Source organism: Fibrobacter sp. UWB4 (assembly GCF_002210345.1).
Taxonomy (GTDB): Bacteria; Fibrobacterota; Fibrobacteria; order Fibrobacterales; family Fibrobacteraceae; genus Fibrobacter.
Map to the genome: position 1 here is coordinate 97,483 of NZ_MWQI01000006.1, position 15,263 is coordinate 112,745.

The following is a 15,263-nucleotide window of genomic DNA, read 5'->3' on the forward strand; positions in this document are numbered from 1 at the left end:
TTTTTAAGTAACCTTTTAGTGAAAAATAAACAAAAATTGTAGAAAACGTACCAGGAAATTAACTTTTTATAATAATACAAAAATGAATTTACATTACTTTATTGGCGCGTATGCGGATGTGATTTAAATTATAATAGTTTTGTAAATAAAACTATACACTAAGCGTTGAGAGAGCGTATAATATCGCGGATTCGGGCGGCTTCTTCGAAGTCGAGGCGGGCGGCTGCTTCCTTCATTTGACGTTCCAGGTCGGCGAGCTTGGACTCGGAGGCTTTGGAAGGTTTGTCGGGATGTGCGCCGGGGACCGCTGCTTTCTTTCGTCTCTCGTCTTTCGTCTTTCGTCTATAATTAGAGGGCTGCAACGGTTCCATCGGACGGATACCCAAATTAGTTTCTAGTTCAGAGTTACTAGTTACTAGAGAATCGTCTTCAATTTCGTTGTCGTCGCCGATATCGCCCAAGGGGTCGATGATTCGCAGGTCTTCTTCGATCTTGCGGGTCACGGACTTTGGCGTGATGTGGTGCTCGGCATTGAATTCCTCTTGCAAGGTACGACGGCGGTTCGTCTCGTCGATGGCTTTTTGCAGACTTTCTGTCATGTTGTCCGCGAACAAAAGCACTGTGCCGTTCACGTTGCGGCTTGCGCGGCCCATCGTCTGGATGAGGCTACGGTAGTTGCGCAAAAAGCCTTCTTTGTCGGCATCGAGAATCGCGACCATGCTCACTTCGGGGAGGTCGAGGCCTTCGCGCAAGAGGTTGATGCCCACGAGCACGTCGTATTCGCCGCTACGCAGTCCGCGGATGAGCTCGTGGCGTTCGAGCGTCTTGATGTCGCTATGGAGGTACTTCGCGCGGACGCCTGCTTCGATGAAAAATTCCGTGAGGTCTTGCGCCATCTTCTTGGTGAGCGTCGTGACGAGCACGCGGTCGCCGTTATTGACGACTTCTTCGATGCGGTACAGGAGCACGTCCATTTGGCCCTGGATCGGGAACAGCTCGATTTTCGGGTCCAAAAGTCCGGTCGGTCGGTTGATCTGTTCCGTGACAACGCCGTTCGTCTTTTTCAGTTCGTAGTCGCCAGGGGTGGCGCTCACAAAAAGCACTTGCTTCGGGTACATGTACTCGAATTCGGCGAAGTTCATCGGGCGGTTGTCGAGAGCACAGGGGAGGCGGAAACCGTATTGCACGAGCGTAGTCTTGCGGGACTTGTCGCCTTCGGCCATGCCGCCCACTTGCGGGATGCTCACGTGCGATTCGTCGATCATCAAGAGCCAATCATCGCCAAAGTAGTCGATAAGCGTAAAGGGGCGGGTGCCCGGAGCGCGGTCTTCGATGATGCGGGAGTAGTTTTCGATGCCGTTACACATGCCTGTTTCGCGGAGCATTTCCATGTCGTAGCGGGTGCGGCTCGAAAGTCGTGCGGATTCTAGCACCTTGCCTTCCTTGTCTAGCTCGGCGAGGCGGTCGGTGAGTTCCATTTGGATGCGTTGCAACATGCCCGCGCGGTTTTCTTCTTTGGTGACAAAGTGTTTCGCAGGGGCGATGGTAAGTTCTTCGACTTCCTTGATAACTTCGCCCGTGACGATGTTGAAGCGGTAAAGGCGGTCGACTTCGTCACCGAAAAGTTCGATGCGCAGCCCGTCTTCGTCGTAGCTCGGGTGCACTTCGATGACGTCGCCGCGGACGCGGAACGAACCTCGGTCGAGGCTAAAGTCATTGCGGGAATACTGGATGTGGACAAGGTCACGCAGAATCTTGTCGCGGTCGTAAACGTTGCCTCGTCTGATGCGGACCATCAAGTCGAAGTATTCGCTCGGGCTTCCCAAACCGTAAATGCAGCTCACGGAAGCGACGATGATGACATCGCGGCGGGTAAGCAGGTTTGCCGTTGCGCGCAGACGGAGCTTGTCGATTTCGTCATTGATGCTTGCGTCTTTTTCGATGAACGTATCCGTGTGCGGGATGTACGCTTCGGGCTGGAAGTAGTCGTAATAGCTGACGAAGTATTCCACCGCGTTGTTCGGGAAGAACGACTTGAATTCTTGGTAAAGCTGGGCGGCGAGCGTCTTGTTGTGCGTGAGGATGAGCGTTGGCTTCCCGACATTCTTGATGACGTTTGCCATGGTGAACGTCTTGCCGGAACCGGTTACGCCGAGAAGCGTCTGGAATTGTTCGCCGTTCTTGAATCCTTCGGTCAATTCTTCAATGGCCTTGGGCTGGTCGCCTGCGGCGCCGTAAGGACTTACGAGGTCAAAATCCGCACGAGTGGGCGCCTGGAACTGCTTGAGTTTTCCGGGCAAGCTCTTGGAAGGCGGTAGCGGTTTCGCTATCGGTTTTGCATACGGATCAGGAGTAATAGTCTTACGTGCGCGAGCCATAACTTAGTAGACAGTAGGAAGTAGACGGTAGACAGGAAAGATAGTAAAAGATTAAAAAATCCTTCCTACTTCCTACATCCTACTTCCTACTATTTTCTACATTTCATTCCATGCTTTGCAATCGAATTCTTGGCACGACGCATCACGGCACTTACAAGAAGGTCGTTGATGTTCCTCTTTTGCGCGAGGAACTGACGGCGCGTTCAATCCGCTGCATTGCACGCGATGGCGTCGAAATTGAAATCGATGTTTACGAAGACTTGCAGGAAGGTGATATCGTTGCCGAAACGGACTTTAACGTGTACGCGATAAAGATTTATGTGCCCAAGAAAAAGCCCGCCGAAGCACCAACGCCCAAGTTCAAAAGCTATTTGTAGTTAGTGCTTTGCAGCACTCGGCTCGGATGTCATGGTGCAAGCACACGACAAAAACGCCTCGGATATAGAAACATGCAGGCATGTTTCTGCATCACTCGGCTCGGACGTCATTGCGAGTCCGTAAGGACGAAGCAATCCACAGAACATTATGCGGTAATTCACAAAAATTTTTGTATGTTCTTTTCATGCAAGAAAAATCATACACTTACATCCTGTTCAATAAACCGCATGGAACATTATATACAGGTGTGACTTCGAATCTCATCAAACGAATGCAGGAGCATAAATCATTGACTTCTGGATTTACTGCAAAATATAATGTTACGCAATTAGGTTATTTCGAAGAGCATACTTCGGTTGTTGATGCGATTGAAAGAGAGAAAAAGATAAAAGCTGGATCTAGAAAGAAGAAAATTGCATTGATTGAATCAATGAATCCTCAATGGAAAGATCTTTTTTCTGAACTCGGTGTATAGATTGCTTTGTGGATTGCTTCGCTTCGCTCGCAATGACGTGCAATGACGTGCAAGTGCATTAAGCCTTTGCATTATTCCCTAATGCAGAGGCTTTCTTTTACGCTGATTTTCTCTTTGCCGAGGAGGTGATGGAGCTTGCAGCGGAAAAGCGGGATGGCGGCGATGGTGCCGAGGGCTACAATCGGGATTGCGATGTAGGCGATTCCGGGTTGGTTGATTTGCGGTCTGAAAAAGAGCCGTAGCATCAGGACAATCCACCAGTGGACAGCGAGAATCACAAGCGCGTTGCGGGAGATGTTTCGCAAGATGCCTTTGGTAATGCGGATGGGAGCAATGTCAGGAATCTTGCTTGCAAGCAGGAATGTGGCTATGAGACCGATAATGCCTGTGATGGAACTTGCAACAAATTGGGGGAGACTTTTGCCCAAGTCGTTGTTCATGATGCTGAAGTTCGGACTCGGCGATTCCAAGAACGCATAGGCGATATAGTTTGCGATTCCGATGGCGGCAACGATGATTGTGTTTTTTGCGGCGTGAGCTGTACTCGCAGAAATGGCGTTGTGGATTTTTTTGATGGGTTCCTTGCAAAGATATCCGCAGCCGAAGAAGAATAAAATCGTGAGGTCGCGCTCGATGCCCAGCGGCAAGTGAAAGTGGCTTTCATTCAGAAGCCAACCGCAAAGGAGTCCTTCTATGGACATCACGGCGAAAAACAGCTTGGGGTTGACTTGCTTTTTGGACATCTCGTGAAGCAGGTAAAAAAGCAAGCTGACGGAATAAAGCGTAAACACGAACCACAGTGGCCCCGCGCCGACTGAAGATTTTCCGGCGATGAAAATCTTAGCGATGTTCCAGTAGATGTATTGCCATGTGTTGTTGATGTCGGGAATCGTGTTCACGACCATCATCGTGGGCGATTTTGGGAACAACGCAAAGTTATAAACAACGGGGTCTAGCGCGAAAAACAGGAATGAAAGGAATAGATAGGGGAGCAACAGGACTTTTGTCTTGTGGGTAAAGTAACTCTTAAAATTTGTGAAACGTTTTGTACTGAATAGAAATCCTGAAATAAAGAAAAATGCGGACATGCGGAGTGCGCTTAAATGATACATTCCAAGGTGCGCGTTCGGGAAATTCTGCTCAATGTGGAACAGGCAAACGAGCAAAAGAACGAATCCCTTGAATTCGTCAATCCAACCGATTCTCGCTTGCCCGTTGTTGCTCATAACAAAGGTCCCTGAGCCTGTCGAAGGGTTAATACCACATTATCTCGTTGCCAATGGTAGTGCTTGGCCCGTGACCAGGGAATACGACGGTCTCTGCCGGGAGCGTAAGGAGCTTTGACTTGATACCACTTACGAGCGCAAATTCGTCACCACCGTAGAGGTCGCTGCGACCGCGGCTTCCTGCGAAAATGATATCGCCTGGAAAAAGGAGCGGAGGAACATTGTCTTGTCCATTTACCTTGCCCGGATTTTCGCAGAAGAAGGCGAGACCGCCCGGAGAATGCCCTGCAACGTGAATCACTTGCAGGCGGATTTCTGCAATTTCGATGATGTCTCCGTCATTCAGGTAATTGCCCAAAGCGGGGGCTAAATCGTTGCAGGGGAGGCCGAACATTTGGGCTTGTTCGTTCTGCACGCCTAAAAGGAATTCGTCGTCTTTGTGCGCTTCGGCCTTGACGCCAAAAGTGCGTTCTGCAAATGCGTTCCCGAGGACATGATCCAAGTGTAGATGCGTATTCAAAACACGCACGACTTTCAAATTTTTGCTTTTGAGGTAATCCGTGAGTGCAGCCTGCTCGTGTGCATTGCTCACGCTCGGGTCTATCAGGATGGCTTCGCCCTTGCTGTTGCTCAGGATGTAGCAGTTCACTCCGAATGGATTGAATACAAATTGCTTTATTTCCATAATAAACCCTTAATGTTTCCTATGGCGATTGCGTAAGCGGCGCTGGATGCGGCGTTCCCGTTTGAGAGTGTCCATTGAGACTGTGTGGAGTATGTCAATAACGCGTTCGCGGGCATAGGACTTGTTCAATTTTTTGTGCGTTACGTAGTCTAATAGGCACACGCATAAAAGTAACAATCCGACAAAAATCGAGAGCGAAATCGGCCAAAGATGGACGGTGAATTTAGCTGCAACGAGACCGAACGCGGGCGGCATCAAAATTGAACCGATGTAGGAACCGGCTAGCTGGATGCTGATGGCTTGACTTGAAAGCGATTCCCCAAAACGTGCGGGGGTCGCATGGATCAGTGAAGGATAAACGGGAGCGCAACCGAGTCCGAGCAGACAAATGCAGGCGGGCTGCAAGTTTAGCGGAAGCGGGATTGAAAGAATGAGGCATCCCACAGAGACAATGAAAATCCCAGCGTATATCAGGCGGTGGTCGGTAAACTTAATCGCAAAGAAACCGCTCGCAATACGGCCAATCATCACGGATGCAAACATTAGCGAGACGATGAATGCTCCGATTTCGGGCTTGAATCCGCAGGCGATGAGATAGGTGCCGCACCAAAGGCTTGTCGAAATTTCGAGTGCCGAATAAAAGAAGAACGTGAGGAACGAAAGCTTCATTCCCGGGACGCGGAGCGCCTCGCGGATGCTGATGTGCGGCGCATTGTTGCTGTCGGGGGCTGCGGTTCTCGGCGCATTTTCTGGGTTCGCGACTTTCGCATTTCCAGGAACGGTGCTTCCAGAACTTGCCGGAATGGTGACGTTTTCCGAGAGTCCTCCGCGCGCTTCCGCTCTTTTCCACAGCGGGAGAGAAATTAGAATCAGTACGAATATTGCGGCGAGGGCGATGGCGACGTATTCGTATGCCCCACGCCAACCGCCACCGGTCAAAATCGAGAACGAAAGGAGTGATGGCCCGAGCGTTGCTCCGATGCCCCAGCTTGCATGCAGCCAGTTCGTGTGCTTGGATTCCAGATAAATGGCGGCGAAGTTGTTCATCGCCACATCGACGGCACCTGCGCCAATGCCCATCGGGATGGCACAAAGGCAAAGGATGTTGAACGAGTCCGCCAATCCGTAACCGACAGAGGCCATTGCGGTAAGCGCAATGCTGTAGGCAACGAGCTTTCCGGTGCCTAAAATGCGGAGAACTTTCGGTGTGCAAAGGCTAGAGACGATTGTCCCAAGCGATGCGATAATGGAAAGAATGCCCGCCGCAGAAATCGGCGTTTGAAGGTCTAGATGCATTAAGGGCCAAGCCGCCCCAAGAATGGTGTCGGGGAGACCTAGCCCAATAAATGCAACGTATATGACAACGAGGAGGAAAATAACTTATTCCTTCACGCTCCAGGTCGTGCCTTCCTTAGAGTCCTTGATCACGATGTTCATCGCGGCAAGTTCATCGCGGATGCGGTCGCTTTCGGCCCAGTTCTTGTTGGCGCGTGCTTCCTTGCGGGCTGCGATCAAAGCTTCGATCTTAGCGGTATCGATGTTGTCGTTTGCGCCCTTCTTGGCGTATTCTTCGCGCGGCTGGTCGAGCTTGAGACCAAAGATCTTGTCAAAGTCAGCCACGAGTGCTGCCTTTTCGCCGTCATCGATGTCGCTCTTGAGCATCGTGTTCAAAATGCCGAGTGCGCGAGGCATGTTGAGGTCGTCGCCGATGGCGTCCTTGAATTCAGCCTGGAAAGCCTTGGCTGCTTCGCTTGTGATGGCGGTTGCCTTGCCAATTAGCGGGTCCGTCTTCTTGTGCAAGCTCTTAAAGGCTTCCTTGGCGCCGGTGAGGGCTTCCCAAGTGAAGTTCAGGTAGTTGCGGTAGTGGCTGCCGAGTGCAAAGTAGCGGTAGTCGAGCGGGTTGAATCCGCGTTCCATGAGGAGCGTGACGGTCAAGAATTCGCCACTGGACTTACTCATCTTGCCAAACTTAGTCTCGGTCGTGCCGTCTTCAAGCTTTTCTTCGCTTGCAGTGCGGAGAAATTCACCGTGCATCCAGAAGCGGCTGAACGGAACGCCGTTCGCGCATTCGCTCTGGGCGATTTCGTTCGTGTGGTGCACACGGATATGGTCCGTGCCGCCGCAGTGGATATCGAGCGTCGGACCGTTGTACTTCATAGCCATGGCGGAGCATTCGATGTGCCAACCCGGGAAACCAACGCCCCACGGGCTATCCCATTCCATGGCGCGCTTCTTGTCGGTTGGGCTGAACTTCCAGAGAGCAAAGTCGGTGGCGTTCTTCTTTTCGCCCATGTCGATGCGGCTACCCTTGCGGAGGTTTTCCACGTCGAGGCGGGCAAAGTCGGCGTAGCGCGGGAACTTGAGGCTGTCGAAGTAGATGCCGTCCGAAGTGCGGTAGGTAAAGCCCTTTTCTTCGAGCGTCTTTACCAAGTCAATCTGTTCCTTGATGTGGTCGGTGGCGCGGGTCCAGCGGGTCGGTTCCTGGATGTTTAAACGGTGCCAGTCGGCCATGAAAGCGTCGGTGTAGAACTTGGCGATGTCCCAGACGGACTTGCCTTCGCGTTTTGCGCCCTTTTCCATTTTGTCGTCGCCGGTATCGCCATCGCTCGTGAGGTGGCCCACGTCAGTGATGTTCACGATGTGGTTGACCTTGTAGCCGTAGTAGTTGAGCGTACGGACCAAAAAGTCTTCAAAAATGTAAGTGCGGAGGTTGCCGATGTGGGCAAAGTGGTACACCGTCGGGCCACAACAGTACATACGCACGGCGGGAACGCCTTCGGGAAGAGTGAACAGTTCTTTCTTGCGTGATGCGGTGTTGTAGAATTGAAGTGCCATAAAGCCTCCGGTTAATGCGGCGCAACATGCGCCAAACATGCTAATGCGCGAGGCAATTTAGAAATTTTTACAAGGGGCGGCAATTGTGCAGGACCAATAACCAGCTATAGGATTTATTAAACCCTGTTGTGTTGACTTCAACAGAAATTGCGTGGCGACAAGGTCTATTTTGGAGTATGGAATTTATATTAAGAAAAAATGGAGTGTTCTATGAAATTATTGAAATTGTCTGCGGTCGCGGTCTCTGCGGCTTTGGGCTTTGTGGCTTGTGGTGATGATAATGGTTTAAATGGACTTACGCCTGTGGAAACGTCCTCAAGCAGTGAGGCTTTGGGCGGTGAAGTGTCCAGTTCGAGCAGTGATGCTCTAGGACCCGAAATTTCCAGCTCTAGCGATGCCGTTCCTGGCATTGAATCGTCGAGTTCTGGCAATGGCAATCCTGGCGGTGAAATTTCCAGTTCGAGTGATGCTGTCCCTGGTGTAGAATCTTCTAGTTCTGGCAATGGCAATCCTGGTCACGATTTATCCAGCTCTAGCAACGTCGTTCCCGGCAGTTCTACTTCAGGTGATGATGAATCTGACTTGGAAGATTCGAGGAACTTGGATGGAACGCAAATTCTCTTGAAACTTGCAGGGACTACGGCGACTGTCGAAAATAACAATGGCTGTGTTGACGTCGCGGATAAAAGTGCAACAATCACTTGCCCGGGTGCGTATTACGTGACTGGCGAATCGTCTGATTTCCAGGTGGTGGTGAATACTCCGGCTACAGAAAACGAGGGCAATACGGGAATTTATCTGTACAACGCGACCATCAAGAGTTCGAACGCTCCGATTCTTGTGAAAAATGCGGACAAGACGGTCCTTCATCTGGTCAAGGGTACGACCAATCTTGTTGAAGACGGTAGCGGAAATCATTTGTTTACAAAGGTCAATGGCGCCCAGGATACGGCAAAGGCTGCCATTTATTCCAGGGACGATTTGAACATCAAGGGTGCAGGTTCCTTGACTGTCAAGGGCAAGTTCAGAAATGGCATCCAGTGCAGTAACGATCTTAAAATCAAGAATGGCAACATTACAGTTGAAGCCGAAGAAAACGCCATCAAGGGCAAGGGCAGTCTCCAGATTTCTGGCGGTACGCTGAATCTCACGGCCAAGAAGGGCGATGGTCTCGAAAGCGACGAATGTGAAGAAGGCCCAGATGGCAAGTGCAAATCCTTCATCGAAGGTAAGGGCATTGTCGATATTCGCGGTGGTAACATCACTATCAAGGCGGGTGACGACGGTATCGATGCCGCAAACTTCGTTGTTGTGAGTGATTCCACCGAGGCCGCTACCGTCAAGGTGAAATCGACGGGCAAGGGCATGGTGGCCGAAAAATTTATTTATGTCAACGGCGGTACCATTAACGTGGAAGCTGAAGACGATGCATTGCATACAAAATATAAGGTTTTTATGAATGCCGGAGATGTGACCGTTTCTTCGAAGGACGATGGTATCCATGCGGATTCAGCTTTGCATTTGAAAGGTTCGACAATCAATGTCATCACGGCTTCCGAAGGTCTTGAAGCTTACAAGATTTTTGCAGAAGGTGGCATAACCTCGACATTTGCAACCAATGACGGCTGGAACGGTGCTGGTGGCGCTAAGGAAAATTCTGGCGGTTATTCCATGTTTAGCGAGAGCAGTGGCCATATTGTCGTGAGCGGTGGTTACCATTACATCAGCGCTAAGGGAAGTATGATTGATGTTTTCGATGCGAACGGTTCTGGAAAGCAGACCGGTGGCGTGTTGATTCTTGAAATTACTGGTCAGAGCTACGAGTCCGGCATGGGCGGTGGCGGCGGTGGCTGGGGCGGCGGTTTCCCTGGTGGTGGTGGCTTCCCCGGCGGTGGCATGGGTGGTGGAGGATGCTCTTCCAACATGGCCGGAGGCCTTATTGATACGGATACTGGTTTCGAAATAACCGGCGGTGTCCTCCTTGCGTTTGGCGACTTTTCGACAGACATTCCCAAGTGCGCCTCTATGGCCTACACAAACGAAAACTTCTATGGTTCCGATAAGGCCGCTTTCAAGCCGCAATACAAGGGCAATACGATTCTTTACGGTGGTGAAGTGACTGCTGTTGGTCAGATGCAGACCAGTGGAATGAAGGAACTGAAGTTCCCGAACGGCGTGGTCTACATGTACAAGTAGTTTTTGATCTTAAAAATTTAAAGGCTTCTTCCTGAAAAATGGAGGAAGCCTTTTTTTAGTTTGTAAATAAAAAGTGATGATAAATTTGTTGCGTTGCTTTGATTTTGTTTGTATTTTTATTTCATGCATCTGGAAAGAATGGTGTGAAGTATACTTCAACAGATATGGATAATCTATTTAAGTGTTGGGGGCTTTAATGAAAAGAGAAATTTTTTGTATTGCTGTTGGCCTAGTTTTGTGCTCTTGTACAGATCGAGAAGCCTTGTCTCAATATGAGCCTATGTTTTTGAATGAAACCGATGCACGTGTTTTATTTGTGTATGGTTCTTTTGAAGATGGTGCGAAAAGTTTGGATTCTGTACAGATAATGTCTGGTGATACACTTTTTTGTGTTGCAGGAAAAAAATTTCCTTGGTTGGATGAAAAAGGTTTAAATCAAGGTGATGGTTCGTTATATGATGTTCGCCTTGTGTTTAAAAAGGATCCAGAAATGTGTTTGGATTTTGAAGGAAATGAAAAAATATCAAATGATATTAGAACGTTTTCTTCATATGAAAATATAGGGTTGTGCTATTTCTGTGCTAATCGAGCTGAAGTAACACCTTATGGTATGCTCTATCGCATAAACGAAGACTTGCTTAAACAGGCAAAACCTTGCGAATAAATTTTTGCAAAAATTTAAAAAAAGGCTGCTTTTATAGCAGCCTTTTCAGTCCTTCGATATTGCGAATGACGATCGCTCCGCGCTTGATTTCCACAAGACCTTTGGCCGCGAATTCCTTGAGCATGCGGGCGACCACTTCTCGGGCGGAGTTCACGTCTCGCGCAATTTCTTCTTGCGTCTTTTTAATCTCGGTTTTGCCTGTGCTTTTGTATGCGTCAAAAAGGTAAGAGGCGAGGCGCTGGTCAAATCGCTTGAACAGCATCTGCTGAATGGCCCAAATTGTCTGTGAATAGCGTTCCGTTTCGCGTTCAAAAACGAAGGAGCGCACGTGGATGTTGGTGTCCATCAGCTTGGCGCAAACGGAGGACGGAATGACGAGTACAGTTGTATCTTCTTCGGCGGTGACGATTGCTTCAAACGTGAGCTGGTGGATCACGCACGAGGCTGTCGAAACGCAAAATTCGTTCGAGTGCGCACGGTAAAGCGTGACTTCCCGACCTTCATCCGAGATGAGGCTCACGCGAATGCCTCCGCTCAAAATGAGGATGATCCCGAGGCATGCGGAACTGTTGCTGCTGACAATCTGGTCTTTGTTGAAATGCTTTGTCAACGCGCGCTGTGAAACTAACGCTTTTTCTTCAAGCGAAAGCTTTTCCCAAAATGGAATTTTCTTGACAATTTGACTAATCGGTTCGACCATAACGTGCTCCCTCTAGAGGGAATATATAAAATCATTTTGTTTGTCATTCCCGGCTTGACCGGGAATCTCCTTTTTTAAAGGAGTAGGAAGTGTGCTGTGATTGGAATGCTTATGCATAAAATGCCCGCGCACTCGGACTCTGCTTACTTCGGCTTGCTCAGTACAGGCCATACAGACGGTGGCGGGCTTGGTTTGATTGAATGGGAGAATAGAAATTATATCATCTTTACGATTTGGTCTTTCGGGCGGACGCCGACGGCAGAATTCGTGACCTTGCCATTTTTCATGACGACGAGCATGGGGATGCTTGTCACGCGGAACATCGCGGCGAGATCCCCCTCTTCATCGACGTTGACCTTGCCGACCTTGACCTTGTCCTTATATTCCTCGGCGATTTCCGAGATGGTGGGCGAGAGCATACGGCATGGGCCGCACCAGCTTGCCCAGAAATCTATCAGAACGGGCTTGTCGGATTTGAGGACTTCTTGTTCAAAGTTTTCTCTAGTGATTTTTAATTCAGCCATTGTTTTACCTTTCCTTTTTTTTGTTTTTATTTTAAACTCTTCTCTGGGGTTCATCCCCTCTTTACACCTATATTTTAGATAATCACAAGGCTTTAAACTGTGACTAGGTCACATTAACGAAAAAAATTTTTGGGGATATAAAAAAAGTCGCGATTTATTTCGCGACCTTTATCAGAGTTGTCATCCCCGTCGATGAACGGGGATCTCCATTACTTGATGGCGATTCGTTTGGTAAGTTTTGTTATTCCTTGACGAACGCGAACAACGTATAATCCTTCTGGAATTGATGAAAGCTCTATGTTGCCTTTGACATTCTTTGTGCTGAATACGAGGTGACCCTGCATGTCGAATATGTCGATCTTCGCGGCAGTCTTCGAAGCCAAACCTGTTACGAACAATGTGCGTCCGGCAAGGTGTATGGAAATGTTGTTTGCAGAAACACTCGGTTTGATTGCGATTAAAGAATCTCCACAGTTGTCTGTTTTGCAATCTTTAGGCGGGTTGAGCACTGAATCTGGGTAGGGCGTTTTGACTTCAGAAGCGGGGTGTGCTTTGAGGCTTGCCATGACGCTGTCATATGCGGGCTTTGGGTTGTATTGCTTGTCAAAGAGAAGCCCTTCGGTCTTGCCTTGCTGTTCGTCGAGCCAGCTGTGCGCATCGGTCAATCCCCAGATCACGAATTCACCCATGTTCGGTTCTTCGAGGAACACGTCCATGAATTGGCGGTACAAATGCCCCTGCTTGGCGTAGTCGGCTTCGGTGAGCTTGCCGGCCGAACCCTTCGGGAATCCGATGTCGAGTTCGGTGATGTTGAGTGTCACGTTGAGTTCAGCTAGTGCCTTGGCGAGGGCGCGCACGTTTTGCGGTGTCGTTTCGTGTGCGATTTCGATGTGCGTCTGGGTGCCTACGCAAGTAATTGGAATGCCATTAGCTTTCCAGCGCTTGACCTGTTCCACGACAAAGCTTGCCTTGGAACCTTCGCGGAGTCCCCATTCGATGGAATAGTCGTTGTAGCAGAGTTCTGCATCCGGGTCTGCTTCGTGTGCCCAGACAAATGCGGAGTCCAGAAATTCTGCGCCGATGCCCTCGTACCACACGGAGTTTGTCGAACGCCAGTCGGCATTGTAATCGTCGTTGACGGCTTCGTTGACTACATCCCATTCGGCAATTTGGCCTTTCCAGTGGCTGACAACTTTAGTGATGTGGTTCTTGAGGACGGCGAGCAGCTTTTCTTTTTGGCCTTTATAATCATTCACCCAGTTTGCGACTTGGCTATGCCAGGCGAGAGCGTGTCCGCGAACGCGGAGACCATTTGCCTGTGCGTATTTGACCATCTTGTCACCCTTTTCGAAGTTGAACTCGTCTTCCTTGGGTTCGGTGGCGTCGAACTTCATTTCGTTTTCGGCGACGACGACGTTGAATTGCGTCTTGTGTATTTCTTCGAATTCCGGTTCTATAGCGTCGTTGAACCATTCGCTGTTCAAGATGGTGCCGATAAAGCGGCCGCGCTCCTTGGCGAGCTGCCGGATGGTTTCGTCGGCGGCGTTGGCGTTCATAAAGCCTGCGCCAATAATTGCGGCGCCGAGTGCAATACGTGACAAAGAATGAATCTTTTTCATTATATATCCCTCTATCAACCCATTTGCACCAACCCGAAAGATATATAAAACATTCACGAAAGTCAAATAAAAAGGGATCAGGAAAAATCCTGGTCCCTGGTCCATTAAGAGGTGAAATCTATTTTATGGAAACCTTTTGTGTTAAATTCGAGAATCCGCTTTGCACTCGTACCACGTAAAGGCCTTCGGCTATTGTAGTGAGGTCAAAGACGCCCTTGTTGTTTTCTGTGCTAAAGACTGGGCGGCCCTGCATGTCGAAAATGTCCACCTTGGCAGTCTTCGAAGTAAATCCGGTCACGAACAGCGTGCGTCCGGCAACATGCAAAGAAAGGCTGCTCGGTGCGATGAATGGCTTGATGGCGTCTGTCGTATCCTTTTTCGTTGAATCCTTCTTGCTGGAGTCTTGAACAACGGTGTCTTTCTTGGCTGTATCTTTGGGCGGTTCGTAAGTCTGGAGTCTCACCAAGATGCTATCGAATGCGGGCTTCGGCTTCAAGTTGTCGTCATAGATAAGGCCTTTTTGCCTGTTTAGGCCGCCAAGCCAGCTCCATTTGTCAGAAACGCCCCAAATCAGGTACGTGTCCGCATTCGGTTCCTCGAGGATAATGTCGAGGTATTGACGGAAAGTTTGTCCTTGGCGCTGAAGGTCTCTTTGGCTGACGTTGATGCCGCTCTTGAATCCGATATCAAGTTCGGTAATTTTCAGCTTGACGTTAAGTTTTGCAAGTTCCTTGGCGAGAGAGCGGAGGCTGTCCGGCGAACCGATAAAGTGCTTGTCGGTGGTGGTGTCTTCCACGTGCGTCTGGGAACCCACGCAATGGATAGGAATGCCGTTTGCAACCCAGCGCTTCACTTGTTCCAGCAAGAACCCTGCCTTGGCTTTGGGGTTGATGCCTTGTTCGAGATTGTAGTCGTTGTAGCAGAGTTCTGCATCCGGGTCCACAGCGTGCGTCCAAACGAATGCGGAGTCGATAAATTCAGGACCGATACCCTGGTACCAGACGGAACCGGTGCGCCACTGGGGTTCGTTGTTGCTGATGGCTTCGTTCACCACGTCCCATTCGGCGACTTGACCTTTCCAGTGGCTGACAACCTTTTCGATGTGGTTCTTGAGAACGGCGAGCAATTTCTTTTTATCGTTCTTGTAGTTGTTTACCCAGCCCGGAACTTGGCTGTGCCAGGCGAGGGCGTGGCCACGGACGCGCATTCCGTTTTGTTTGGCGTACTTGACCATCTTATCGCCGTTGTTGTAATTGAACCTTCCTTCTTGCGGTTCGGTCGCGTCAAACTTCATCTCGTTTTCGGCAACGACAATGTTGAACTGTTGCTTGTGAATCTGTTCGTAATTTCCAGGAAGTCCGCCGCTGAACCACTGTGAGTTCAGAATGGCGCCGATGTAGATTCCGTTTTTATCGGCTAGGGATCTAAGGGTTTCATCTGCGGCGAAGGCGTTTGCCAAACCTGCGCCAAGTAGGGCCGTGCTAAGCACAAGACCCGCAAAAGCGTGAGTCTTTTTCATCTTTTGTACTCCTTTTAACCCTAATCCTAATGAGTACCCAATATTGTTTAAGATAAACAAAAAG

Annotated in this window: 13 protein-coding genes; 4 read left to right on the plus strand and 9 right to left on the minus strand. The window is 49.6% G+C overall.

What is annotated here, in order from left to right; genetic code table 11:
• Window positions 1-158: 158 nt before the first annotated feature.
• Complete coding sequence (uvrB, locus tag B7990_RS10315) at window positions 159-2,378, minus strand: excinuclease ABC subunit UvrB (RefSeq protein ID WP_217897545.1); 2,220 nt, start codon at window positions 2,376-2,378, stop codon at window positions 159-161.
• A gap of 110 nt (window positions 2,379-2,488) precedes the next feature.
• On the opposite strand from uvrB, the gene B7990_RS10320 reads away from it, so the two are divergent.
• Both B7990_RS10320 and B7990_RS10325 read left to right on the plus strand, forming a co-directional pair.
• The gene (locus tag B7990_RS10320; RefSeq protein WP_088640874.1) at window positions 2,489-2,755 is read left to right on the plus strand and encodes a hypothetical protein; all 267 of its coding nucleotides are present in this window, start codon (window positions 2,489-2,491) and stop codon (window positions 2,753-2,755) included.
• 185 nt (window positions 2,756-2,940) lie between these two features.
• Window positions 2,941-3,231 carry a GIY-YIG nuclease family protein gene (locus B7990_RS10325; protein WP_088640948.1) on the plus strand — a complete coding sequence of 97 codons (291 nt, stop codon included), beginning with the start codon at window positions 2,941-2,943 and terminating at the stop codon, window positions 3,229-3,231.
• Window positions 3,232-3,302: 71 nt separating this feature from the next.
• Here B7990_RS10325 and B7990_RS10330 read toward each other — a convergent pair whose 3' ends face one another.
• From B7990_RS10330 to cysS, 4 genes are read right to left on the minus strand one after another with little or no spacing between them, the layout of a single operon-like run.
• The gene (locus tag B7990_RS10330) at window positions 3,303-4,457 is read right to left on the minus strand and encodes an acyltransferase family protein (RefSeq protein WP_088640875.1); all 1,155 of its coding nucleotides are present in this window, start codon (window positions 4,455-4,457) and stop codon (window positions 3,303-3,305) included.
• 28 nt (window positions 4,458-4,485) lie between these two features.
• Window positions 4,486-5,142, minus strand: coding sequence for an MBL fold metallo-hydrolase (locus tag B7990_RS10335; protein WP_088640876.1), 657 nt, complete (start codon window positions 5,140-5,142; stop codon window positions 4,486-4,488).
• Window positions 5,143-5,151: 9 nt separating this feature from the next.
• Window positions 5,152-6,519, minus strand: coding sequence for a sugar MFS transporter (locus tag B7990_RS10340; RefSeq protein ID WP_088640877.1), 1,368 nt, complete (start codon window positions 6,517-6,519; stop codon window positions 5,152-5,154).
• 3 nt (window positions 6,520-6,522) lie between these two features.
• Window positions 6,523-7,977: a cysteine--tRNA ligase gene (gene cysS, locus B7990_RS10345; RefSeq protein WP_088640878.1), complete on the minus strand. Its 1,455-nt coding sequence runs from the start codon at window positions 7,975-7,977 to the stop codon at window positions 6,523-6,525.
• Window positions 7,978-8,187: 210 nt separating this feature from the next.
• Here cysS and B7990_RS10350 point away from each other — a divergent pair, with 210 nt between their 5' ends.
• Both B7990_RS10350 and B7990_RS10355 read left to right on the plus strand, forming a co-directional pair.
• Complete coding sequence (locus B7990_RS10350) at window positions 8,188-10,173, plus strand: carbohydrate-binding domain-containing protein (protein ID WP_088640879.1); 1,986 nt, start codon at window positions 8,188-8,190, stop codon at window positions 10,171-10,173.
• Between the two features lie 196 nt (window positions 10,174-10,369).
• A complete protein-coding gene (locus B7990_RS10355; protein WP_088640880.1) occupies window positions 10,370-10,837 on the plus strand; it encodes a hypothetical protein in 468 nt (155 codons plus the stop codon).
• Window positions 10,838-10,868: 31 nt separating this feature from the next.
• On the opposite strand, the gene B7990_RS10360 is transcribed toward B7990_RS10355, so the two are convergent.
• The 4 genes from B7990_RS10360 to B7990_RS10375 form a co-directional block, all read right to left on the minus strand.
• Entirely contained in the window at window positions 10,869-11,537 is a 669-nt protein-coding gene (locus B7990_RS10360; RefSeq protein WP_088640881.1) for a Crp/Fnr family transcriptional regulator, read from the minus strand.
• 215 nt (window positions 11,538-11,752) lie between these two features.
• The gene (trxA, locus tag B7990_RS10365) at window positions 11,753-12,115 is read right to left on the minus strand and encodes a thioredoxin (RefSeq protein WP_141099259.1); all 363 of its coding nucleotides are present in this window, start codon (window positions 12,113-12,115) and stop codon (window positions 11,753-11,755) included.
• A 155-nt stretch (window positions 12,116-12,270) separates the two neighbouring features.
• Window positions 12,271-13,680, minus strand: a complete 1,410-nt coding sequence (locus B7990_RS10370; RefSeq protein WP_088640883.1) for an endo-1,4-beta-xylanase — start codon at window positions 13,678-13,680, stop codon at window positions 12,271-12,273.
• Window positions 13,681-13,798: 118 nt separating this feature from the next.
• Complete coding sequence (locus B7990_RS10375; protein WP_088640884.1) at window positions 13,799-15,199, minus strand: endo-1,4-beta-xylanase; 1,401 nt, start codon at window positions 15,197-15,199, stop codon at window positions 13,799-13,801.
• Window positions 15,200-15,263 lie beyond the last annotated feature (64 nt).

Coding starts and splice junctions, on each gene's coding strand:
- B7990_RS10360 (WP_088640881.1), bottom strand. CDS start 11,537: ATGGTCGAACCGATTAGTCAAATTGTCAAGAAAATTCCATTTTGGGAA.
- uvrB (WP_217897545.1), bottom strand. CDS start 2,378: ATGGCTCGCGCACGTAAGACTATTACTCCTGATCCGTATGCAAAACCG.
- B7990_RS10320 (WP_088640874.1), top strand. CDS start 2,489: ATGCTTTGCAATCGAATTCTTGGCACGACGCATCACGGCACTTACAAG.
- B7990_RS10330 (WP_088640875.1), bottom strand. CDS start 4,457: ATGAGCAACAACGGGCAAGCGAGAATCGGTTGGATTGACGAATTCAAG.
- B7990_RS10350 (WP_088640879.1), top strand. CDS start 8,188: ATGAAATTATTGAAATTGTCTGCGGTCGCGGTCTCTGCGGCTTTGGGC.
- cysS (WP_088640878.1), bottom strand. CDS start 7,977: ATGGCACTTCAATTCTACAACACCGCATCACGCAAGAAAGAACTGTTC.
- B7990_RS10370 (WP_088640883.1), bottom strand. CDS start 13,680: ATGAAAAAGATTCATTCTTTGTCACGTATTGCACTCGGCGCCGCAATT.
- B7990_RS10325 (WP_088640948.1), top strand. CDS start 2,941: ATGCAAGAAAAATCATACACTTACATCCTGTTCAATAAACCGCATGGA.
- B7990_RS10375 (WP_088640884.1), bottom strand. CDS start 15,199: ATGAAAAAGACTCACGCTTTTGCGGGTCTTGTGCTTAGCACGGCCCTA.
- trxA (WP_141099259.1), bottom strand. CDS start 12,115: ATGAACCCCAGAGAAGAGTTTAAAATAAAAACAAAAAAAAGGAAAGGT.
- B7990_RS10355 (WP_088640880.1), top strand. CDS start 10,370: ATGAAAAGAGAAATTTTTTGTATTGCTGTTGGCCTAGTTTTGTGCTCT.
- B7990_RS10335 (WP_088640876.1), bottom strand. CDS start 5,142: ATGGAAATAAAGCAATTTGTATTCAATCCATTCGGAGTGAACTGCTAC.